The 23861-nt window shown below is 54.8% G+C and carries 17 protein-coding genes and 3 pseudogenes; 7 read left to right on the top strand and 13 right to left on the bottom strand.

Going from position 1 to position 23861, the window contains the following annotated elements:
- From ACW9IN_RS28020 to ACW9IN_RS28055, 8 genes and pseudogenes are all read right to left on the bottom strand, one after another.
- Positions 1-383: pseudogene (locus tag ACW9IN_RS28020) on the bottom strand (NUDIX hydrolase); the annotation flags it as partial.
- A gap of 91 nt (positions 384-474) precedes the next feature.
- A pseudogene (locus ACW9IN_RS28025) lies at positions 475-987 on the bottom strand (universal stress protein).
- 11 nt (positions 988-998) lie between these two features.
- Positions 999-2483, bottom strand: a pseudogene (locus ACW9IN_RS28030) (SulP family inorganic anion transporter).
- Positions 2484-3210: 727 nt separating this feature from the next.
- Positions 3211-4632, bottom strand: coding sequence for an efflux transporter outer membrane subunit (locus tag ACW9IN_RS28035; RefSeq protein ID WP_016978944.1), 1422 nt, complete (start codon positions 4630-4632; stop codon positions 3211-3213).
- Positions 4625-7804 (bottom strand): efflux RND transporter permease subunit, encoded by a 3180-nt coding sequence (locus tag ACW9IN_RS28040; RefSeq protein ID WP_016978943.1) that lies wholly within the window; start codon positions 7802-7804, stop codon positions 4625-4627. The genes ACW9IN_RS28035 and ACW9IN_RS28040 overlap by 8 nt, the downstream gene beginning before the upstream one ends.
- Before the next feature lie 18 nt (positions 7805-7822).
- Positions 7823-8977, bottom strand: coding sequence for an efflux RND transporter periplasmic adaptor subunit (locus tag ACW9IN_RS28045; RefSeq protein WP_177061934.1), 1155 nt, complete (start codon positions 8975-8977; stop codon positions 7823-7825).
- A gap of 45 nt (positions 8978-9022) precedes the next feature.
- The gene (locus ACW9IN_RS28050; RefSeq protein WP_016978941.1) at positions 9023-9256 is read right to left on the bottom strand and encodes a hypothetical protein; all 234 of its coding nucleotides are present in this window, start codon (positions 9254-9256) and stop codon (positions 9023-9025) included.
- Between the two features lie 134 nt (positions 9257-9390).
- A complete protein-coding gene (locus tag ACW9IN_RS28055) occupies positions 9391-9831 on the bottom strand; it encodes a carboxymuconolactone decarboxylase family protein (protein ID WP_016970277.1) in 441 nt (146 codons plus the stop codon).
- A 131-nt stretch (positions 9832-9962) separates the two neighbouring features.
- Between ACW9IN_RS28055 and ACW9IN_RS28060 the strand changes: the two genes are divergently transcribed.
- Positions 9963-10859, top strand: a complete 897-nt coding sequence (locus ACW9IN_RS28060) for a LysR family transcriptional regulator (RefSeq protein WP_231124428.1) — start codon at positions 9963-9965, stop codon at positions 10857-10859.
- A gap of 8 nt (positions 10860-10867) precedes the next feature.
- Here the strand turns inward: ACW9IN_RS28060 and pdxR are convergent, their stop codons facing one another.
- The gene (pdxR, locus tag ACW9IN_RS28065; RefSeq protein ID WP_025999953.1) at positions 10868-12274 is read right to left on the bottom strand and encodes a MocR-like pyridoxine biosynthesis transcription factor PdxR; all 1407 of its coding nucleotides are present in this window, start codon (positions 12272-12274) and stop codon (positions 10868-10870) included.
- 123 nt (positions 12275-12397) lie between these two features.
- On the opposite strand from pdxR, the gene ACW9IN_RS28070 reads away from it, so the two are divergent.
- From ACW9IN_RS28070 to tnpB, 6 genes are all read left to right on the top strand, one after another.
- Positions 12398-12829, top strand: a complete 432-nt coding sequence (locus tag ACW9IN_RS28070; RefSeq protein WP_016970280.1) for a cupin domain-containing protein — start codon at positions 12398-12400, stop codon at positions 12827-12829.
- A 4-nt stretch (positions 12830-12833) separates the two neighbouring features.
- Entirely contained in the window at positions 12834-13292 is a 459-nt protein-coding gene (locus ACW9IN_RS28075) for a carboxymuconolactone decarboxylase family protein (RefSeq protein ID WP_016970281.1), read from the top strand.
- Positions 13293-13303: 11 nt separating this feature from the next.
- On the top strand, positions 13304-14212 hold the full coding sequence (locus ACW9IN_RS28080; protein ID WP_016978940.1) for an NAD-dependent epimerase/dehydratase family protein: 909 nt from the start codon (positions 13304-13306) through the stop codon (positions 14210-14212).
- 216 nt (positions 14213-14428) lie between these two features.
- A protein-coding gene (locus ACW9IN_RS28085; protein ID WP_085984534.1) for an IS3 family transposase occupies positions 14429-15801 on the top strand; the annotation gives its coding sequence in 2 pieces (ribosomal slippage) (positions 14429-14900 and positions 14900-15801; 1374 coding nt in all).
- Positions 15802-15841: 40 nt separating this feature from the next.
- Positions 15842-16201: an IS66-like element accessory protein TnpA gene (gene tnpA / locus ACW9IN_RS28090; protein ID WP_157787154.1), complete on the top strand. Its 360-nt coding sequence runs from the start codon at positions 15842-15844 to the stop codon at positions 16199-16201.
- On the top strand, positions 16198-16410 hold the full coding sequence (gene tnpB, locus ACW9IN_RS28095; RefSeq protein WP_016978937.1) for an IS66 family insertion sequence element accessory protein TnpB: 213 nt from the start codon (positions 16198-16200) through the stop codon (positions 16408-16410). The genes tnpA and tnpB overlap by 4 nt, the downstream gene beginning before the upstream one ends.
- A 777-nt stretch (positions 16411-17187) precedes the next feature.
- Here tnpB and ACW9IN_RS28100 read toward each other — a convergent pair.
- Genes ACW9IN_RS28100 through ACW9IN_RS28115 form a run of 4 tightly spaced genes read right to left on the bottom strand, consistent with a single transcriptional unit; the run spans position 17188 to position 23264 of the window.
- A complete protein-coding gene (locus tag ACW9IN_RS28100; RefSeq protein WP_016978936.1) occupies positions 17188-18612 on the bottom strand; it encodes an efflux transporter outer membrane subunit in 1425 nt (474 codons plus the stop codon).
- Positions 18605-21784 (bottom strand): efflux RND transporter permease subunit, encoded by a 3180-nt coding sequence (locus tag ACW9IN_RS28105; protein WP_016978935.1) that lies wholly within the window; start codon positions 21782-21784, stop codon positions 18605-18607. The genes ACW9IN_RS28100 and ACW9IN_RS28105 overlap by 8 nt, the downstream gene beginning before the upstream one ends.
- 18 nt (positions 21785-21802) lie before the next feature.
- Positions 21803-22957, bottom strand: a complete 1155-nt coding sequence (locus ACW9IN_RS28110) for an efflux RND transporter periplasmic adaptor subunit (protein WP_016978934.1) — start codon at positions 22955-22957, stop codon at positions 21803-21805.
- A gap of 37 nt (positions 22958-22994) precedes the next feature.
- Positions 22995-23264: a hypothetical protein gene (locus ACW9IN_RS28115; protein WP_016978933.1), complete on the bottom strand. Its 270-nt coding sequence runs from the start codon at positions 23262-23264 to the stop codon at positions 22995-22997.
- Between the last annotated feature and the right edge of the window lie 597 nt (positions 23265-23861).

Genomic DNA, 23861 nt, shown 5'->3' on the forward strand with positions numbered 1-23861 from the left:
CCCCCCCCCCCCCCCCCCCCCCCCCCCCCCCCCCCCCCCCCCCCCCCCCCCCCCTACTTCGCATTGATAATAATCCGAGGTCATTTGCATCAGATCGTACTGTGGCTTCCAGTAGGACGGCACATCCTCGATTTAACCGTAGCGCTGGAGCACCTGTATTTCACGAGCACCAAACTCTTCCTCACGCTCGCGCTTCAGGCCTGTGACATGTCCTCGTCACCATCAAGGCTGCCTCTAGGAAAGCTGAAGTCGTTATAGCGCTTGGTGAACAGCAACAGGATCTGTTCACCCCGCATCACGATGCTGCGAGATGCATGTCGACGGAATACTCTGTCCTGCTTGGATTTCAGCTGGGGGTAAACAATTTCAGTTATGAGTTGCATGTGGTCTCGTTACGACAAAATCAGTTAGTCATCGTCAGGGTGGCCGCGGTATTTCCGCAGCCCTGGAAATACTTTGGCCAGTGGAACTGGCTCAGCGAAGCAGCGATACGGGTACGGTGGATGTACGCAGCATCGTCGTGGTCGCGCTGCCTATCAGAAACTGCCTGATCCGTGAGTACCCGTACGCCCCATGACCAAGAGGTCAATGCCGTGCTCTGCCTGATACGGATGCAATGTCGACTCTACTTCGCCTGGGCGAATCTCGAATACACTAGCGAGCCAGAAGAGGCAAGCGTGGTTCGTGCTTTCTCCCGCGCGTCCTGTTGTCTTCAGAATCCGTTCCAACCATGGCGAGACGAATTGGCAGGCCTTCGCACAGCGGGCTTGAAGCAAGCATTTGTAGGGGCTTGTTGCCTGCAGCGTTGCCCTCAAATGCCACCGAGACCTATGTTGCCGGTAAGGTCAGTGGATGCAGCATACTTCTCCTTATCCAGCACATTAAGCAACGTCAGGGAGCGCTGAGTCGTTGCGAGGCCCATGCTGCGTAATCGCAGACCGCCGATGAGGATTGCGAGTTATCAATGCAGGCCATTACGTGGGGCATTGTTCTTCTCTTTAGCGGCTTATAAGCTTGTTGATGGCACCGGGCTCGTCATGCACGCCGAAGCGGTCAACGATTGTTACGCTGGCTTCATTAAGACCGAGCAGTTCTACCTCAGCGCCTTTGCGTCGGAACTTGATCACGAGCTTATCCAGCGCTGCGACGGCGGTGATATCCCAGAAATGCGCCTGTGTGAGATCGATGGTGACATTGTTGAGCGCTTCTTTGAAGTCAAAAACTTCAGTGAACTTGTCCGCAGAGTTAAAGAACACTTGGCCTACGACGTGGTAAGTCCGATGCGATTTCATCTCTTCCAGAGTGCTCTTGATATCCAGGTAGTGCCCGACCTTGTTTGCGAAGAACAGCGAAGCTAGCAACGCACCTACCAGTACGCCGTAGGCGAGGTTGTTAGTGGGCACGACAACCACGACGGCCGCCACCATGGCGGGTTGGTCGACAGCGGATGCTCTTTCAGATTGCGCAAAGAGTCCCAGCTAAAGGAGCTGATGGACACCATGATCATTACTGCAACGAGTGCCGCCATAGGGATTTTGGAGAGCCATTCGCCAAGAAATACCACCATCAGCAGCAGGAAAACGCCGGCACACTATGTCGAGAGAAGGGGGCGGCCACCAAATTTCACGTCGATGATCGACTGGCCGATCATCGCGCAACCCGCCATTCCGCCGAGCATGCCTGCGGCGATGTTGGCCACACCCTGGCCTTTGCATTCGCGGTTTTTGTTGCTGGTGGTATCGGTCAGGTCGTCGACGATGTTCGCGGTCATCATTGATTCGAGTAGACCCACTACTGCCAACAGCCGAGTACGGGAAAGTGATACGCAGGGTTTCCAAATTCAGCGGAACTTCAGGCTAGAGGAAGATCGGGAGCGTGTCAGGCAGTGGGCCCATGTCACCGGCAGTGCCGATATCCAACCCCAGATAAATCGCAATGGCAGTCAGGGCCAGGATGCATACCAACGGTGACGGAATCAGCTTGCCGCTCTTCGGTACTTATGGGAATAGGTAGATGATCCCGAGCCCCGCTACGGTCATGGCATAGACGTGCCAGGTGACATTGGTCGGCTCAGGCAATTGCTCTATAAACATCAGGATCGCCAATGCGTTTACGACCCCGGTGACTACCGAGCGTCAAACAAAGTGTATCAACGAGCCAAGCTTCGGGTCGGCGGCAAGGATTTGTAGTACGCCACATAGTAGAGTCGCGGCCTGCAGGTATAGGTGTCCATGTTCTTTTACAAGCGTAACCATTAGCAGTGCCATGGCGCCTGTCGTCCCAGAGATCATTCCGGGGCGCCCTCCGACAAAGGCGATGACAGCACAGATACAGAAGGAGGCGTATAGACCGACTTTGGGATCTACCCCGGCGATGATGGAAAAGGCGATGGCTTCCGGGATCGGCGAGAGTGCGACCAGCAGCCCCGCGAGCACGTCGGCACGGACGTTGGAAAACCACGTTTGTCTAAGTTTTTGCAGCATAGAAATGTCCAAGGCATTGCATCGCGCACGCCAAGGGAATGGCGAGCGAATCGATACAAATTCAAATTTTGAGGATTTTTTTGCTGTGTGCTTAAGGTGTAAACCAGGCGTACATCCGTGCGCAACCGCGAGCGAGGCTAGAGGAAGCAGGTTGTTGTGAGGGGGGGGCGTAGCGCTAAGGCGGCGTAGGCTGCCAGTAGATCGTTTGGAGTACAGTCATGCTGATGTTCCTGTAGCTCAAAGGGTATGCGGAGTAGAAGTATACAATGAAGCCATCGTCGATTGCGACCCGCTGGCAGGCTCTGCATGAGCTACGTCAGATACAGGCTTATTCAATGGGTATACCTGCGGGCAAGGCTTTGTTTTCCACCCGTTTTTTTCTGAGCTGGTCTGCGTGCTGAGAGGTGAGTTGGCCAGACGGTTACGTTTCCGCAACGGAATATCTGCGTTCAATGACTTGCCTGACGGCTTCTGCTTTGAATTCCGGCATGAATCGTTAAGCGCTCTAAACTTCCTCCTATGCTCAAAGCGTAGGCTAGAAATGTCTATAATGTCGGGGGGACAGTGCAATGAGCTTGCAGCATATCTAAAAAAACCGAGGCGATTCAATTGAAGTTAATGAAAGCCTTATATCAAGTGTAGGCGCACGCGCGGCTAAGGATACGTGGACTGCAGCCCGGAATGGTGTCGACGCACCCGGGCTGCATACTGGTTTACATCAGTGACACTAGCTCTTTTTGACGTTCCAAGACCAACCTCCAGCTATCGAGATGAACAAATTCACTGCAGCAGCTGCATTCCTCGCCTGACTGGAGGTCTGCTCTATTTGTGCGCTGTATAGCTCACGCTGAACATCCAATCGCTCGGATAATTCGATAGCGCCAGCCCGATATTTGTCACCAGCGAGATCCGAGGCCCGTTTCAATTCAACGGCAGCGCTAGTCAAGCGGGCATCTTCATCCTTAATCCGTGAGAAGCCTACGATTGCATTTTCCACGTCCTCAAGAGCCATCAACACGGTTTGTTGGTAATTCGCCAGCCGACCGGCTGCTTCAGCGTCCGCGGCCTCGATTCGACTCTTCACTCGCCCCGCGTCGAGAAACGACCAGTCAATACCAAGCAAGGTTAGGTTGGACTCTGCGGAGTTAGAGTAGAGCGAACTTCCGTTAAAAGCATACGTACCGATAGCGGCTCCTAGGGTAACCCTTGGGAACAGATCGGCAGTGGTTACCCCGATCTGTGCTGTAGCGGCGTGTAGAGTATGTTCGGCCGAAGCGACGTCAGGACGCCTGCGGATGACGTTCGCTGGGGTATCTGCTTTTATTGCCTCAGGCACTGACGGCATAGCAGCCTCACCTGGCAATAACGAATCATACGAAGCAGGACTCATACCAGTCAGAACTGCAAGCCTGTGCTTATCGATGGCGATTTTCACCTCGAACTGTGGAATGCGCGCAAGGGTAGTATCCAACTGAGCCTGCGCTCTAGACAGCTCGTAAGATGATCCCCGCCCTGCATCCAACCGTCCCTTAACGATATCCAAAGTTTGTCGCTGACTTACTGCGTTAGCCTTCGACAGTTCGAGCATCCGTTGGGCCGCACGCAAATCTATATAAGTCGTGGCTACATTGCTTACCACCACGACCTGAATTGCCTTGAGATCACTCGCCTTGGCTTCCACCTCCGATCGCTTCGACTCCAATGACCGCCTTACTCGGCCAAAGAAATCTAGCTCCCAACTAAGTGAGGCTTTGTGGGAGTAAACATCATTACTGCGGGAGGTCCCGTTGGCTTCATCTGAGCTCAGTCGCTGATGCCCCGCATCTGCTGACATTGTGACGGTTGGTATATGGTCAAACTTGGCGGCGCGTAATAGAGCATTTGCCGCATCAAAGTTCGCTAACGCCGTGCGAAGGTCGTAGTTCTGAGACAAAGCTTGCTCCACCAGTTCAGTCAACTGGGGGTCATTGAATTGCCTCCAGAACTGGTAGTCTGCGGCCTCATCGCGCGAGGCCACGTTCGGACCGCTTATATTTGTAAAGGACTGTGGCAAAGCAGTAGTTTCGGGCCGGGAGAAATCTGGCCCCACGGTGCATCCGGCTAACAACACTAACAGCACTGGGAGTGAGTAGCTTTTGAGATTAACCATGAGTGAGGCTCTCCTTCTCATGTGCCGCCATGCTTGATGGGTGGTCAGGAATAGTTGCACCAAGCTTCCTCATCGCCACATAGAACACTGGGGTCAGGAAAAGGCCGAAAATGGTCACACCCAGCATCCCACCGAAAACAGTTACGCCTGTCGCGTGACGAACTTCGCTACCTGCTCCGGCCCCGATTAAGAGCGGTACGGTGCCGGCAATGAACGCGATCGATGTCATGACGATGGGTCGCAAGCGCAGTCGACATGCTTCTAGCGCCGCTTCGATGGTCCCACGTCCCTGCATTTCCAGCTCGCGAGCAAATTCGACGATCAAAATCGCGTTCTTGCATGCCAGCCCCATTAGTACTACTAGGCCGACTTGGACGAAGACGTTGTTATCTCCACCCGCAAGCCAGACGCCTACAAGTGCAGCGAACATACAGACCGGCACAATCAGAATGACTGCTAATGGCAACGTCCAGCTTTCGTATAGTGCAGCCAGCACCAGGAATGCAAGCAATACTGCAATGGGGAACACAATGATGGCTGTGTTGCTCTGGGTTACTTGCTGATAGCTGAGGTCCGTCCACTCTAGGTCGATGCCTCGAGGTAAGGTGCGAACGGCGATTTCTTCAAGCTTCTTGATAACGTCGCCGGATGACATGACTTTGGGATCTGCATCGCCAATCAAATCAGCTGCGGGGAAACCGTTGAAGCGCATGACCGGGTCGGGCCCAAACGTCGAGGAAATATTAACTACTGCGCTCAGTGGCACCATGCCCCCTTGAGCATTACGAACGCGAAGGTTACCGACGTCTTCAGCGGTTTGTCGGAAGCTGGAATCGGCCTGAGCAACGACGCGGTAGACCCGTCCAAACATGTTGAAGTCATTTACGTAAACGGATCCCAGATAGGTCTGAAGAGTGTCAAAAATTGCAGGCAGCTCTAAGCCCTGAGCTTGAGCTTTAACGCGATCAACCTTCACCTCCAATTGAGGGATATTGGATTGGTAGGAACTGACTGGGAAAGTCATGCCCGGAGTGCTAGCTACTTCAGCTTGAAATTTATCCAGCGCCTCCTGCAGCGCGGCATACCCTAGGCCACCACGGTCCGTCAGGAACAGCGAATATCCCGAACCATTACCTAAACCCTGGATTGGCGGGGGCAATAGCGCATAGGCGGCACCGTCTTTGATCGCTGCAAACTTTGTGTTCAGTTCCGCGTTGATGTCCTCTGCGCTTCGTGTGCGCTCACTGAAAGGCTTGAGGAGGACATAGGACGTTACCAGGTTCGGCGTTGCAGTATTCTGCAGCGCGTTGGAGCCAACATACGAGTTGGCATAGTCCACTCCATCAACAGTCATAGCGATTGCAGCCATCTCTCGGGCCACAGCGTCAGAGCGAGAGAGCGATGCTCCGGGAGGTAGAGTCGCACCTGCAAAGAGATAAAGCTTGTCCTGATTGGGAATGAAGCCAGTCGGGATTGTGTTGAAGAGCAGTCCAGTCACACCTAAAAGTGCGGCGTAAACAACGAAAACTGGTCCTTTGCGCGGAAGCAACCTGGCGATGCTGCTCTCATAACGCTCCGAGCTGTGATTGAAAAATCGATTGAACGGCCGCAGCAGCCAACCCAAAGAAAAATCCATCCATCGGGTCAGCCTATCTTTCGGGCTATCGTGATGGCGCAACAGCTTGGCTGCGAGTGCTGGGGAAAGGGTCAGGGAGTTGACCGTCGATATCACCGTTGAAATTGCGATGGTGACAGCGAACTGCTTGTAGAACTGGCCTGTCACTCCGCTCATGAATGCCATGGGTATGAAGACTGCACACAGAACTAGGCCGATCGCCAGAATCGGACCCGAAACCTCCCGCATAGCTTGGTGCGCGGCTTGTAGCGGCGTCTGGCCAAGCTCGATATTTCGCTCAACGTTTTCGACTACCACGATTGCGTCGTCGACGACGATGCCAATCGCCAAAACCATGCCAAACAGTGTGAGTGTGTTAATTGAGTAGCCGAACAGGTACAAGAAGGCGAAGGTGCCAACGATCGACACAGGCACAGCGATCAATGGAATGATCGAGGCTCGCCACGTTTGCAGGAAGATTACTACTACCAAAACGATCAGGATCATGGCCTCGAACAGCGTGTGCTGTACCGCGCTAATCGAGTCGCGTACGAACAAAGTTGGGTCCCAAACACTCACGTATTTGACCCCCTCTGGGAAGTCTTTCGACAACGCGTCAAGTTTCGAGTAGACCTTGTTGGCGACGTCAATTGCGTTAGCTCCAGGCGTCAAGAATATTCCGACTGCAACCTCTTCATTTTTCCCCCGGAATACTCGCATCGTGTAATCGCCAGAATCCACTTGAATACGTGCGACATCGGAGAGCCGAGAAATCTGGCCATCACGTCCTGATTTCAGGACGATATCGGAAAACTCCTGCTCCGTTTTCAGCCTGCCCTGGACGTTGATGGAAATCAGAAAATCCGTATTTTGTGGAGAAGGTTCAGCACCGAGTTGCCCCGCTGAGACCTGGACGTTCTGCTGGCGAATGGCATTGATCGCGTCTTGAGCAGTGATGCCGCGTGTTGCGAGCTTATTTGGATCAAGCCAGATCCGCATTGCATAATCACCGGAGCCATAAAGCACAACATCGCCAATCCCCGGGATACGAGCCAGCTCATCCTTCACATGTAGGCGGAGATAATTTCGCAGATACAGAGCGTCGTATTTCTCACTGCTGGAATACATGTCCACGTACATTAGCGGTGTCGGAGATTGTTTCTGCGTAGTTATGCCGTATTGGCGCACCGATTCGGGCAGACGTGAAAGAGCCTGGCTTACCCTGTTCTGGACGCGCACAGCGGCCGTGTCAGGGTCCACCTTTGAATTGAAGGTGACGACAACCTGCAGCGTGCCATCGGAACTGGCAACCGATTTCAGGTACACCATGTCCTCCACACCATTGATGGCTTCCTCCAGCGGCACCGCCACCGATTCCGCGATCTCTTTGGGGTTAGCACCTGGATATGTCGCCTTGACCACCACGGTCGGCGGAACAACTTCTGGGTATTCGCCAACCGGCAACAGCGGGATTGCTATCAACCCAGCTGCGAAAATAACGATCGACAGGACAATCGCGAAGATTGGCCTGTCAATAAAGAATTTTGAGAAATCCATGGGGCTGGCCTTTGCAGTTTATTTCGAGCTTTCGTTGGCACTAGAAATTTTTATGCCGATATTTTCGGGACCAGGTAAATTGGGAGAGACAGGTGTTCCGGTTGCATAAATCTGTTGAAGGCCGGAAACCACCACTCGATCAGTCTTTTCTAGACCGGCGGTGATAACACGCTTATGCCCAACTAGCTTTCCAAGCTCGACATAGCGCTTCTCGGCTTTATTGTCGTCGCTCAATGTATAGACGTATTTCTTATCTTGATCACTCAAGATCGCTCGCTCGGGCACCAACGCCATCTCTTCAGAGCCGCCAACGGAAAGCTCGACTTTGGCGTAAAGGCCAGGTGTCAACATTCTGTCTGGATTTTTCAAAGTCGCTCGGGCTCGGATAGTACCGGTGGCGGAATCAACTTGATTATCGACAAACGTGAGGTCGCCTTCATACGGGTAGTTCTCATCGCTTGTCAGACCAATGCGCACGCTGGTTGTCTGAGACGCTTTAAGCCGCTTCTGGTAACTCAAGAAGCTCTGCTCATCTGGATCAAAATAAACATAGACAGGGTCTTGAGAAACTACAGACGTTAAAACTGACTGGTCGGCGACCGCCAAATTCCCTACTGTCAGCTGTGCTCGGCTCGTGCGCCCGTTAATAGGCGAACGGACCTCGGTGAACTCAAGATCCAAGGTTGCAGTTGTTACTGCGGCTTCAGCAGCATGCACTTCTGCGACGCCTTGCTCATAGGCTGCAAGCTTCTGCTCAGCTTCTTCCGTGGAAATGGCATTAGTTTTGACGAGCTGTTGAGCTCGATGATTCTGCTGCTTCGCAAAAGCGAGGGAGGCGCGGGACTGCTCCAATCGAGCTTGGGCACTGGCCAATGCGGCTCGATATGGTCGCTGGTCAACGATGAAAAGAAGGTCCCCTTTTTTTACTTCGCTTCCTTCTTGGTACGCGACCTTAGTGATATAACCACTGACGTGAGGGAGGATCGAAACCGTCTCCACAGCTCCAACACGGCCATTAAATTTATCCCATGGTTTTACTTGCTGGACGGTTACGCTGACCACATCAACAGCCGGAGAGGCTGCTAGTAGTTTTGATTCAGCTTCTTTATTACAACCACTGATAAGCAGAAAAGTGGCAGCTAAACTAGTAGCTGCGACTGAGGAGGCACGCACGGAGTTTTCCTTTTTTACATCGATAGGGTGATCAAAAATTTAAAATTACTCAGCAGAGCTTCCTTCACGCTGGCTGCTTGCGCTGCTAGCATTCTTGGTCAATTCTTTAGAAACTTTCAGTTCACGCTTTTCGCGATCCGCCCGAACTTTCGCGTGTTGAGCGAAAGTGGCTTTGTTTTGCTCTTTGAAGCGCTCTGCGGCTTCTGCACCGTCTGATGCGTGTGCAAACACTGGCAGCGCCAAGACAATAACAGCGAATGTTTTAGCAATAATTTGCATAATAACTCAATAAAAATTTTGCTCACAGAAGTACGCAAAATCAAAAAAATTATGTTATAGAAAGTGTTTGATAGCTATTGGCAGGAAGGAAAGTTATCGTGAACTACCAAACACCCTAAATTTTGGAGAGGGTATTACTTCGGCTGCATGGCGAAGCCGACGCCGAAACGGTTCCAAGCGTTGATAGCTGCAATCACAAACGTCAACTCTGACAACTCCTGCTCGTTGAAGTGAGCGGCCACCTCATCGTAAATCTCGTCGGGCGCATGCTTTTCCGCGACAAGGGTGAGTGTTTCGGTCCACAGCAGTGCAGCGCGCTCGCGGGCATCGAAGAAAGGAGTCTCTTTCCAGGCACTCACTGCCATCAGGCGGCGTGTGGTTTCACCTGCTTTCGAAGCATCGGCAGTGTGCATATCGATGCAGTAGGCGCAGCTGTTGATCTGCGAAGCGCGAATCCGAACCAATTCTCGCAACGACGCTGGCAGTATAGATTGGGAGACCGCCTTTTCCAGACCCATCATGGCTTTCATTGCCTGAGGGGCAGCTTCATAGTAATTGATACGTTTGTTGCTCATAATATACTCCAGTTATCCGCCACATCGATGGCATAGGGAAAGTTTAGTAAAACCATGATCTCGGATAAACTAGGTAAAATCGTTTTATTTGTACGGATGGACAGACAATGGCGCTAGATCGACTGGCAGCGATGCGAGCGTTCTGCCGCATAATAGAGGTTGGAAGCTTCAGTGGAGCAGCAGACTCCTTGTCCCTTGCCAAGACGACCATTTCGGGTCAGGTGCTGGCCCTGGAAACTCTGCTTGGTGTCAAGCTCTTGCACCGCACCACCCGAAAGGTATCCTCGACACCAGAGGGTGCTGCCTACTACGTAAGAGCGCGAGCGGTGATAGACGATGTAGACGAACTGGAGGCGTCGACATCACAGAGCCGATATGTCGTGAGGGGCCGAGTGCGTGTCGAGATGGCGTCTCCCGTTGGGATCTTCTTCTTAATCCCTGCACTCTCGAATTTCGCTTCAGAGTTTCCCGAGATTCGCCTCGATATAGGCTGTAGCGAACGTGTCGTCGATTTGGTCCAAGAAGGCGTAGACTGCGCCATCCGAGCTGGAATGATTATGGACCAGGATCTCGTATCTCGCGCGATTGGGCAGATGAGATTCTGTTTTTGCGCCTCTCCAACATACTTAGCTGGCGTTGGTCCTATCCAGAGTCCGGCAGAGTTGCCACATCACAAGCACTTGGGCTTCAAGTTTCCGGCGACAGATAAGCGTTTTATCCCAACTCTTACGCGGGGAGACGAAAGCTTCACCCTAGATCACCAACCATCCATGTATTTCAACAATGGCAGCGCAACAGCCGCCGCAGCCGTCGCGGGACTGGGTATCGCATTTCTCCCCACCGCTGAGGCCGTCCCTCACTTCAATACTGGGGCCCTGGTAAGAGTGCTGGCTGACTGGCATATGACTAGCATGCCTATATCGATAGTGTACCCTTACACCCGGCATCTCTCTGCTAGAGTTCGTGCGTTTACCGATTGGGTGACCACGCTTATGGCCAACGACCCATTATGGTCGCTATCGGAATGAACGTGAGCTCAAGTGTGGCGACGAATGAGTTCACTGAGTCGATCGCAAGACACTTTTAAGTGTCGGTTCGAGCTGGTTGTAATGCCGAGCATTAAAGCTGCCTCAGCACGCTCTGGACATGAGTACCAAGGGCTAAGGGCTCCTGGAGACATCCCAAAGATTGATGCCTCCCGAGCGATTTTAAGATCTGGAGACCCTGTTGGCAGTTTCAGTAGCACAGCTAAGCCTGCGGTGGAGATCTCAGCACGTACGTCGCTGTTGGCAATTGTTTTCAGCAGCTCATCTCTTTGGGTGCAGTAAAGCCTTTTGGCCCGACGCAGATGTCGGAGGTAATGGCCTTGGTGGATGAATTTCGCCGTGGCGAGCTGGACGGCGGGTCCTGGTGCTGGGCTAAGACATGTAGCAATTTCACTCAATCTCGGAGCCAAAGTTGGAGGCGCTACCACGAATCCCAAGCGAATCGTTGGGCTCAACGTTTTGCTGAAGGAGCCGATGTGAATGACACGGCCATCGCGGTCCAGCGAAGCGAGCGCAGAAGCGGCTCGGCTCTCCAGCTGCAGCTCGCTTAGGTAGTCATCTTCAATGATCCAACCACCAGATTCTGTTGCCCACCTCAGCAGACTCAGGCGTCTAGCTAAGGAAAGCGTCATACCCAAAGGAGCCTGCTGGCCAGGGGTCAATAGCGCCAATGCGACATCACTTTCGAGCTTCCTCGCCTGTTCGACATCTAGGCCTTCCGAATCTACTGGGATGGCAATGGGCTTAAGACCGGCAAGCTCTAAACCTTTTCGAGAAAATGGGAAACATGGGTCCTCAATCCAGGCGCTACGGCCTCTTAGATCCAGCGCTTGTAATGCCAAACCTAACCCCCCGGCAAAGCCGTTGGTAATGATGATCTGAGATGGAAGACACTCGATGCCTCGAGCAATGGCAAGGTATGCCGCGATCACCCGTCGTAATTCGAACTCACCGCGTGGATCCGGGTACAGGGCCGAACCGCGACGCTCTGAGTGCATTGCATGGGACCGAATTTGACTGAACAGCTTCGCAGGTACGGTTTCATGAGCCGGAACACCTAACTGGAAGATGGCCGGACCTGCCGTAAACTCCTTGTAGAGTTCCATGAACCCTGTATCGGGCGGCTGTATAGTTTCCTTCAAAAGAATAGCCGGGCGATCAGAAACCCTCGTTCCAGCACTTCTGGATGCAACCACCAACTGTGCATCCATTAGCATTTCATACGCAGCGCGCACTGTGCCTCGCGACACCCCAAGCTGCGCTGCTAGGTCAACCCAAGAGGGAAGCCGTGCACCTGGAGACAATACTCCTGACTCAATGGCTTTTGTGATTGATCGCTGGATTTGCTCGGTCAGTGGTGTGCGTATGGTTCGGTCGAGCTGAAAATTTAGAGTCATGCGTTCCGTTCCGTTAGACCTGGGAGGTCGGCGTGGTACAAAAAAATAATGCTTTTTTGGGGCTTTTTCATACACCAGCTAGTGTGAATACTGAGCTTCCACCCAGTCCATGAGGACGCAATAATGAAGCATTTCAATCTCACAGTTGCTCTTTTCAGTGGCGTTTTGCTCATAAGCGCGATGTCGGCTCAAGCGCATGGCCAGAGTGAAGTGGTGAAGCCAAACTTTGAGCACGCCATACCGAATATTCCAGGAAAATCGCTGGTCGCAGTTGAGGTTGAATACGCCCCAGGAGCTGCCTCGCCATCCCATGTTCATGCGAAATCCGCTTTCATCTACGCCTACGTAGTGTCGGGGTCGATCGAGTCGCAGGTGAATGACGGACCTAAACAGATCTTTAAAGCAGGCGAAAGCTGGTTTGAAAATCCAGGCTCGCGTCATCCTGTGAGCCGGAACGCAAGCAAGACCGAACCGGCCAAACTACTTGCGGTATTCGTCGTTGACTCCAATGACAAAGCGCTCACAACCCCCGTTAAAAACCAGGGTGAGGAGTAACCTCATGACTAGGCGGCTCGACTACAACCAACTCGCCCCTGCAGGAGTGAAAGCGCTGGGCAGTGTCTACGGCTACGTCATGCAAAGTGGCTTGGATGAGGTACTTGTTGATCTGGTCTATCTGCGCGTTTCGCAAATCAACAACTGCGCTTACTGCTTGGATATGCATACCCGCGACCTGATCAAAAAAAGCGTTAAGGTCGAAAAAATAGCGTTAGTCCAAGCGTGGACTGAGGCAGGTAATCTTTTCGACACCCGTGAGCAAGCAGCTCTAGCGTGGGCTGAGCAGGTCACTAAGGTCGCAGACACGGGGGTTTCTGACTCTGCATATGTTGCAGTAAGGAAAGTGTTTGAGGAGCGTGAGCTGGTGGATCTCACAATCGCTGTCAGCTTGATGAATTCCTACAACAGAATGGCTATTAGCTTCCGGAACATACCGCAAGCCTTGCTGGACCATCACTGAGGATACGAACTATGAAAATCTTGATCGCTGGAGCAACTGGCGCTGTAGGTGTCCCACTGACTCGGCTGCTTTGCGCAGCTGGTCATGAAGTTACTGGCATCACCCGAGCAGGTGCTGGGGTAGATATTCTTCGAGGGATCGGCGCAAAACCCGTCGTCGCTGATGTATTTAACACGGAATCAGTGCGTGACGCTATCCGGGACGCCAAGCCTGACGTAGTCATTGACCAATTGACTCTCCTCCCTGCAGATCCTGCCGAACTCATTAAGTACATGCCGAATGACACTCGGCTGCATCAAATAGGTGGGAAGAATTTGCTCTCTGCAGCTGAAGAGTTTGGGGTTAAGCGTTACATCATGCAATCGCGCGGGTTCTATCTCCAAGCGGCAGAAGGCGAGTTAGCTGCTGAAGACGCCAAGTTGTGCATTGATGCACCTGGCGTCGTTGGAGAAAGTGCAAGAACCTTTCAGGCATATGAAGACGAGATTTTGGCAAGCCAAGCTCTGACCGGGGTAGTGCTGCGGTACGGATTCTTCTACGGACCTGGTACTTGGTACCACCCGACAGGCGCTATTGCAGAGCAAGCGAGGAAGGGTGAGTCGGTGATCATCGGCCGAGGGAACGGTGTGTGGTCATTTGTTCACCTGGATGATGCAATCGAAGCGACCGTGGCAGCGCTACACAGTGAGTGCGGAGTATACAATATCGTCGATGATAACCCACTCCCAGTTAGTGAGTGGCTACCGGCGTTCAGTAAGTGGGTGGGAGCGCCATTACCTGGCTCCATAACAGCAGAACAAGCCTTGCGCACCGTTGGCTCAGAAGCTTTATTCTACAATGAAGCAATTCGTGGTGCCTCAAATTTGCGCGCTAAAGAGCTGCTGGATTTCAAGCCTAGACGTTTGCTGTGGCTCCAGTAACTCCCGAAATTTCATATGTCAAAGCAGTTAATTAATGCAGATAAGTCATGCGATTGATTTCAATCCACACGTTTGTATAAGGTAAATGGTCTATTTAGTACGCTGCCGCGTAAGCGCCCGGCCAACTCACCTTCCTGGCCCCGACGCCAAAGGCGATGGTGTCCACCTAAAAAATGAACTGACCCCCAAAGATTGGACACAACCTTTGGGGGGGTCATGGGTAAATACACAGAGCAAGTAAAACTGGTAGCGGTGCAGGACTATTGTTCCGGTGGCGCGGGTTTGAGGGATGTGGCACACCGTCACAATGTGGATTTTTCATCCCTTCGCCAGTGGGTTGCGGCCTATCAGGTGCATGGCGCTGCCGGGCTGAAACAGAAAAAGCTGCAGCGCTATAGCAACGACTTCAAACTGTCTGTTTTGAAACGTATGCGTAAGGAACAGCTGTCCTATCGGCAGACGGCGGCCTTGTTCGACATCCGCAGGTTCGGCATCATCGGCCTCTGGGAGCGCCGCTATGATGAGGGCGGTTTTGATGCCCTTACCAAGCAGCCTAATAGAGCCGGACGTCCGAAAAAAATGCCAACCACCATTCCTCCTGTTCAACCCGACTCACCCGATGATGAGTCGCGCTCACGCGATGATCTGCTTGCCGAGGTAAAGCAGTTGCGGATGGAAAACGACTACCTAAAAAAGCTCGATGCCTTGGTTCAGGAGAAGAAACGAGTAGCGCAGCAGAAAAAGCGCGAATCGTAATTGGACTGAGGCCGCGGCACTCTCTCGAAAGCCTGCTGAAGTTCGCCGGTTTGGCACGCAGCACCTTTTACTATCAGCAAAAGGCGCTGCAAGCGGCTGATAAGCACGCTGAGCTGAAAGACAAGATTCGTTCGACGTTCGATGAGCATAAGGGCCGGTATGGCTACCGCCGGATAACGGCTGCGGTACGAAGCGCTGGTCATCTCGTCAATCACAAGACGGTTCAGCGACTGATGGCGCAGCTTCAACTAAAGAGCTTGGTGCGCGTGAAGAAATACCGAGCCTACAAGGGTGAGGTAGGCAAGGCAGCGCCAAATCTTTTGAAGCGTGAGTTCGAAGCTCCGTCACCCAATCAAAAGTGGGTAACCGACGTTACAGAGTTCAAAGTTGGAGGCCAGAAGCTTTATCTGTCGCCCGTTTTGGATCTGTACAACGGCGAAATCATTTCCTATGAGGTTGCCAGAAGGCCGCTGTTCGATATGGTCGGGAAGATGCTCAAAGGTGCATTCAAGCGACTTCAGCCGCATGAAAAACCGGTTTTGCACTCAGACCAGGGCTGGCAGTATCGAATGCCCATTTACCTGCGGGCTCTCAAAAAAAGCTCCGTGACGCCGAGCATGTCGCGCAAGGGTAACTGCTACGACAATGCGGCCATGGAGAGTTTTTTCGGCACACTGAAGTCAGAATTTTTTTATCTGAATAAATTTAACGACCTTGATGAGCTTCACGCTGGCATCGACGAGTACATCCAGTATTACAATCACTCGCGTATCAGACTGAAGCTAAACGGCCTGAGTCCTGTTGAATACAGAACTCAGGCCGCTCAGGCATAGATGGGTAAACGTCCAGCTTTGTGGGGTCAGTTCAAAATACGTGGACACCATCGCCCTTAATTCAAGGAACACCACGCGTCAGCGCACCCCTTATCCCAGACCCTTCAAGGCCCAATTTGTCCAGGAATGCCTGGGCCCCGATGTATCCATTGCCAGCGTGGCACTGCGGCACGGCATCAACTCTAATCTGGTTCGCAAGTGGATACCTATCTATCGTGACCAGCAGGCTTGCGCCTTGCCTGCATTTGTATCGTTGAAACTTGAGACCGCTGCGGCGACGCCTGCTCGGCAGGATGTAGCCCGCATCGATATTTCCTCCGGGCAGCGAACATTCACTGTGAACTGGCCGACCTCCGACCCGGACGGCTGCGCCCGCTTCATCAGCAGCCTCTCCCGATGATCCGCATCGACGCCATCTGGCTCGCCACCGAACCCATGGACATGCGCGCCGGTACGGACACAGCCCTTGCCCGCGTGGTCGCCGTATTCGGGGCTGCGAAGCCACACTGCGTTTATCTGTTCGCCAATCGCCGCGCCAATCGGATGAAGGTACTTGTGCACGACGGCGTGGGTACCCGACTGATTGTCCGGTTTCAATGGTTTGACTGACTGCTTTTGTGTTGAATTCTGGCACGAGTTAGGTGCAGGCCGAGCAGGCTATTGCGCATCACCTGATTCTCTCTGACCAGTGCCTTGGGCGATAGTTAACTGGCCTGAAGGCCTGGGTGTTGGGATAGCCGCAGTTGCCGTACATGACAGCGAACTGCAGGTTGGAGAGAGCCGCGCAGCGGCTTGACACTGCTGACGAATGCCTGCCCCAGTCAGGCAGCCAGGTATCCGATCCTGGGACATTGCGGGCAGATTCGGGCACCGGCTCGTCCCAGAACGCCACCAGCTTTGATTTAAACACTTTGAGTATGGCGTCGCCGTAGTGATTGATCGTCGTGGCCAGGGCGCTGAGGTCCACCGCTGGCAGGGGTGTGTCCCGCAACGTTCCCTGCACGCGTCTGATCAGCCTTGAGCAGGATGAGTTGCGAGCTTCGGGAAAACGATGCAACTGAAGATCGGACAGGTGGGTCTAGCGTTAGCCTTGCAGCGTATCCGGTTTTCTCGGCCAGAGGCTTTTAGTGGGCGTGTTCTGGCCCTTGAGCAGCAATGCGGCTGCTTGGATGTCGCGCGCCGCAGTACCAGTTCCTGTGACACCTACACGATGGGTGGGGCGCGGCGAACAGGAATCCGGCCTGTATTTGCTTAGTGCTGAAGGGGGCCCAAGGGGGCTGGCAGGGTGCTCATAAGGCCACGATCCTGGTTCGAGGAAAGTGGCCAGTGGGCTATAACGGCAGCTGCTGCGTTCGGTAGTTGGGTATCGCACGCAGAGCCGGTGGGTCAGTGCTGGCTTGGCAGGTACTGCGGCCAGCCGCCGGCTAGGGCGACGAACAGGTCCACGGCGCTGGAAGTGCTGCGAGCCTGGCTATCGGCTTGCGAGAGCTGGGCGTCGTACATCGAACGCTGTACATCCAGCAACTCGAACAACTCGATGGCACCGGCTTGGTAGCGGGCGTTGGAGAGAGTCGCGGCGGTTTTCCAATCGTTCGCCGCGCTTAGGCGCCGGGCATTTTCCTCCTTGTTTCTGGCAAACCGCGCCTGGGCATTGTCGACATCCTCCAGCGCCCCCAGCACGGTCTTCTGGTAGCTGGCCAGTTGGGCGGCGGCCTCTGCATCGGCGGCGGCGATACGGCTCCTGACCCGGCCGACATCGAGGAACGACCAGTCGATGCCCAGCAACGCTAGGTTCGATTCGCTGCCAGCGGCATATAGGCCACCACCGTGGAACGCGTAAGTGCCTAGGGCCGCCCCAAGGCTGACGCGGGGGAAAAGGTCGGCGGTGGCCACGCCGACCCGCGCGGTGGCGGCGTGCAACCGGTGCTCGGCGGCGGCGACATCCGGTCGGCGCCGGATGATCTCAGCAGGGGTGCCGGGCTCGATATCCTCCGGGATCGCTGGCATGTCGCTGTCTTGCTGCAACTGCGCATCCGGCGCTGTCGGTGTCAGCCCGGCAAGTACCGCCAGGCGGTGGCGATCCACCGCAATCCGCGCCTGCAACTGCGGGATGCGCGACAGCGTGGTCTCCAGTTGTGCCTGGGTCCGGGACAGGTCGTAGGTCGAGCTGCGCCCGGCATCCAGCCGGCCCTGCACGATAGCCAGCGTCTGCCGCTGGCTGTCGGCATTGGCCCTAGAGAGTCTGAGCATTTTCTGCGCGGCCCGTAGGTCGATATAGCTGTTGGCCACGTCGCTGACCACAGTGACCTGCATGGCTTGCAGTTCGTTGGCCCGGGCCGCGACCTCGGAGCGTTGTGATTCCACCGAGCGGCGTACCCGCCCTAGCAGGTCCAGTTCCCAGGTTAGCGAACTTTTGTTGCCATAGAGATCATGGCTGCGGGCCGCGTCATTGGCCTCGTCTTTGCTGACTCGCTGATGACCGGCCTGGGCCGTCATGGTGACCGTGGGAATCTCGTCGAATCGGACCTCGCGCAGCAACGCATTGGCCGCATCGTAGTGGGCCAGGGCCGTGCGCAGGTCGGGGTTGGCCGCTAGTGCGGCCTTTACCAACCCCGAGAGCTGCGGGTCGGCAAAGCGCTGCCAGAATGCATCGTCGGCTGCGGTGGTCGGTGCCTGCACTTTAGTCGAATTGTCCTCGTGGGCAAAGGCATTGGGTAGCTCCGGAAGCTTGGGCCGGTGAAAGTTGGGTCCCACCGTGCAGCTCTGCAGCAGGACCAGCAGCAGCGGCAGGACGCTATGCTTCTTAGCCATGGCTCGGTTCCTCCTCGGGATATGGCGTCAGGTTGGAAGGATGGTCGGGCAGGGTGGCGCCAAGCTTGCGCAGCACCACGTAGAATACCGGCGTCAGGAACAGGCCGAATAGTGTCACCCCGAGCATGCCGCAGAACACCGTGACACCGGTGACATGGCGTACCTCGCTGCCGGCACCGCTGCTGACCAGCAGGGGGACGGCGCCGGCGATGAAGGCCACCGAGGTCATTACGATCGGTCGCAGGCGCAGGTTACAGGCCTGCAGCGCTGCGGCAACGGTGTTCTGACCCTGCATCTCCAGTTCGCGGGCGAACTCGACGATCAGGATGGCGTTCTTGCAGGCTAAGCCCATTAGCACCAACAGACCCACCTGTACGAAGACGTTGTTGTCACCGCCCACCAGCCAGACGCCGCTGAGAGCCGCGAACATACAGACCGGTACGATCAGGATCACCGCGAGCGGTAACGTCCAGCTCTCATAGAGAGCAGCCAATACCAAGAAGGCCAGCAGCACCGCAATTGGGAAAACGATCACTGCTGTGTTGCGCTGGTTCACCTGCTGGTAGCTCAGGTCGGTCCACTCCAGTTCAATGCCTTTGGGCAGCGTAAGCGCGGCGATCTCCTGCAGCTTCTCGATGACTTCACCGGAGGACAATACGTGGGGGTCGGCGTCACCGATCAGGTCCGCTGCGGGAAAGCCGTTGTAACGCATCACTGGATCGGGGCCAAATGTTGGTACGATATCGACAACGGCGCTGATCGGTACCATCTCCCCGTGCACATTGCGCACCCGCAAGTTACCGATGTCGGCTGGGGTCTGGCGGAAGCGGCTGTCAGCTTGTGCCACTACCCGATACACGCGACCGAGTATGTTGAAGTCGTTGACGTAGACCGAGCCCAGATAGGTTTGCAGGGTCTCGAAGATTGCGGTCAACTCCACCCCCTGAGCCTGCGCCTTGGTGCGGTCCAGCTTTACTTCAAGTTGCGGAATGTTCGACTGATAGGAACTAACTGGAAAGGTCATTCCCGGCGTCCTGCTCACCTCTGCTTGGAATGCCTCCAGTGCTTTCTGTAGGGCCGCATAACCAAGTCCGCCGCGGTCTATCAGAAACAACGAATAGCCCGAGCCGTTGCCGAGGCCCTCGATCGGTGGCGGCAACAGTGCATAGGCACTGCCGTCCTTGATCTGAGCGAACTTTCGGTTGAGTTCGGCATTGATGTCCTCCGCAGTACGCTTACGCTCCGAGAACGGCTTGAGCAATATATAGGAAGACACTAGGTTGGGCGTTGTGGTGCTTTGTATCGCATTCATGCCAACGCTGGATTTGGTAAAGTCTACCCCGTCGACGGTCGAGGCTATTTCCGCCATTTCACGGGCGACCGCTTCAGAGCGGGCCAGCGAAGCCCCTGGAGGGAGCGTGGCGCCAGCGAATAGGTAAAGCTTGTCCTGGTTCGGGATGAAGCCGCTGGGGATTGCGTTGAACAGCGCACCGGTTGCGAGCAGCAATACAGCATAGATCGCGAACACCAGTCCGCGCCGTGGCAGGATTCGAGCAATGCAGCCCTCATAGCGGTGCGAACTGCGGTTGAAGAAACGGTTGAACGGGTGCAGCAGCCAGCCCAGGGCAACGTTCATCCAGCGCGTCAGGCGGTCCGGTGGTACGTCATGGCCACGTAGCAGCTTGGCTGCGAGTGCCGGCGACAAGGTCAACGAATTGATCGTAGAGATCACCGTCGAAATTGCGATGGTCACGGCGAACTGCTTGTAAAACTGACCGGTGACACCGCTCATGAACGCCATCGGAACGAACACCGCACACAACACCAGCCCGATGGCTAGGATCGGTCCCGAAACTTCGCGCATAGCCTGGTGGGCCGCCTTTAGTGGCTTGAAGCCCAATTCAATGTTACGTTCGACGTTCTCTACTACCACGATGGCATCGTCAACTACGATGCCGACCGCCAGCACCAACCCGAACAGCGTCAGCGTGTTGATCGAATATCCCAGCAGATAAAGGAACGCGAATGTACCTACGATCGACACCGGTACCGCAATTAGTGGGATTATCGATGCCCGCCAGGTCTGCAGGAACAGTACCACCACCAGCACGATCAGCATCATTGCTTCGAGCAGGGTATGCTGCACGGAGTTGATCGACTCGCGCACAAACACCGTGGGGTCCCAGACGCTCTTGTACTGCACACCTTCGGGAAAGTCCTTGGACAGGCTATCGAGTTTGGTGTACACCGCACTGGCCACTTCGAGGGCATTGGCACCTGGGGTGAGGAAGATGCCTACCGCTACTTCCTGTTCCTTGCCGCGGAACACGCGCATCGTGTAATCGCCCGAATCCAGCTGCACTCGTGCCACATCCGAGAGCCGGGTAACCTGGCCGTCGCTGCCGGTCTTGATTATGACGTCGCCGAATTCCTTCTCGGTCTTGAGGCGTCCCTGGACGTTGATGGAAATCAGGAATTCGTTATCCTGCGGCGATGGTTCAGCGCCCAGCTGACCGGCAGAAACCTGCACATTCTGCTGGCGGACCGCGTTAATTGCGTCCTGCGCAGTGAGGTCGCGCGCGGCCAGTTTGTTCGGATCCAGCCAGATGCGCATTGCATAGTCGCCGCCACCAAAGAGCATCACATCGCCGATGCCGGGGATGCGCGACAGTTCGTCCCTGACATTTAGGCGCAGGTAGTTGCGTAGGTATAATTCATCATACTTGTCGCTGTTCGAGAACAAGTCGATGTACATCAGTGGCGTCGGCGACTGTTTTTGGGTAGTGACACCATACTGGCGCACTGACTCGGGCAGGCGCGACAGTGCCTGGCTGACGCGGTTCTGCACCCGCACCGCGGCGGTATCCGGATCGACCTTGGCATTGAAGGTGGCGACCACCTGCAGGGTGCCGTTGGAGCTGGAGACGGACTTCATGTAGATCATGTCTTCTACGCCGGTGATCGCCTCTTCGAGGGGCACGGCGACCGAGTCGGCAATTTCCTTGGGATTGGCACCAGGGTAGGTGGCCTTCACTACCACGGTGGCGGGCACCACTTCGGGGTATTCACCCACCGGCAACAGCGGAATTGCCACCAAGCCCGCGGCAAAAATGATGATCGACAGGACTATCGCGAAGATCGGCCTGTCGATGAAAAACTTGGAAAAGTCCATGGCTGGAACCCTTGACTGTTACTTAGCGCTTGGCGCGAAGCTGGGAATGTTGAGTTCGCTTTTGTCTGCTGGCATGACATGGGGTATGACGGTCGTGCCGCTGGCATGGATGTTCTGCAGGCCGGAGACGATTACGCTGTCGTCGGGTTCTAGGTCAGCTGTGATGACGCGTTGCCGGTCGATCAGATTTCCGGTTTTGACATAACGTTTTTCCGCCGTGTTGTCCCTGCCTAAGACGTAAACATAATGCTTGTCCTGGTCGGTCAGGATCGCACGGTCGGGGATTAGCATGGCCACTGCAGGCTCACCAACGGACAGTTGCACCCTGGCGTACAGGCCCGGAATTAGTAGGCGATCGGCATTGTTTACTGTCGCGCGGGCATGTACCGTACCAGTGCTCGCATTGACCTGGTTGTCGATAAAGCTCAGCTCGCCTTGGTACGGGAAGTCTTCGCTGTTGGCCAGGCCAATCCTCACTGAGGCCTTTCCAGAGTTTTTCAGCGCCTGCTGATAGTTGAGGTAACTGTGTTCGTCAGGGTCGAAATCGACATGTACCGGATTTTGCGACACCAATGATGTCAGTACCGACTGATTTGCTACGGCCAAGTTGCCAAGGGTCAACTGGGCTCGGCTGGTGCGGCCATCGATGGGAGCGCGCACCTCGGTGAACTGCAGGTTCAGCGTGGCATTGGCCACCGCCGCCTCGGCGGCGTGCACCTCCGCCAGACCTAGCTCGTGGGCGGTATGCTTCTGCTCAGCTTCTTCTCGGGATACCGCATTGCTCTTGAGCAGTTGTTGGGCCCGTCCGTCCTGCTGGTCGGCGAAGGCCAGCGCGGCGCGGGCCCGTTCTAGTTGGGCTCGGGCGCTGTCCAGCGCGGAGCGGTAGGGACGCTGGTCGATCACGAATAGCAGGTCGCCCTTTTTCACCTCGCTACCCTCGCGGTAGCCCACTTGAGTTATATAACCATCCACCCGTGGCAGGATGGCCACGGTTTCCACGGCGCTAACCCGACCATTGAAGCTGTCCCAGGTCATGACCTTCTGCAGGCTGACGTGTTTGGCCTCGACGACTGGGGCACTGTTGGTGGTGGGCGGGTTGGGTTTTTGGTTGCAAGCACTGAGCAACAGCGCGGTGGTGATGATTACGGGAATGCTGGCTGAATTGACGCGCACAGGATCATCCTAACTCATAGTGTATGGAATAATAGTGTTAGTGGCTGGGAAGTCTGTCGTTGAATGGATTTATGCCGGGGGCCTGTTTCTTTTCCTTTTCCTGTTTGCTGACTTCCTGTTTGCTGACTTCCTGTTTACTAACATCTTGTTGTTGAGCTGGTTGTTGCTGGGTGTCTTCAAGTTGCCTGGCGAACATCGCCCGGGTTCTTTCGTGAAAGCGTTCCAAGGCTTCGGCGCCATCGGAAGCGTGGGCGAAGATAGGGAATGTGCAAATAAGCACAGCAGCCAACTTAGGAATTGTATTCATCGGTCTTCTCAAATGACGCGCACAGTGAGGCGCTAAATTGAATTCAGTTCGCAGCGAAGTTCGGTTTATTCAGGTGTACAGGTAAGGTAAGAGGGTTAGGGTCTCCTGGATAATGGCGCCTCGCCAGGCGGCGAGGTGGGTAATAGTAGGCGTCTGTTCGGTTATACCTATAGCAAATTTCTGACAAAACTCGCTGACCAATCGGCGCCACTTTGGCTTAAAAAAATCCCGCGATTAGCTATCTGCGTTTTGCCTGCCGGCACTTAAGCTAATGCCCTACAGTCCATTCGTGGCCACTCTGGTACGAGCTCCCGTGGGCGACTCTGCGTGTGCTGTGGCGCACTTTAGGAAAAAACCGCCACTGGATAAACCCCGCCGGCCCGTTTTATTCTTACGGAAATTCGTACAGTGGAATTTGACCGATTGGAGGCGATGCCGGGGTTCTATCGGATCATCGAAGTGGACTTGACCCCACATTCCGGACATCGGCACTCTATTAAATTGATGCCTCAGCCATGCCCCACTCCGGCGCTGATTGATCATGTAGTGGTCTAATGAAACCGGACACCCTTTTAGGCGAGAATACTCGCCAGATCG

This window comes from Pseudomonas sp. SDO5271_S396 (assembly GCF_054071795.1).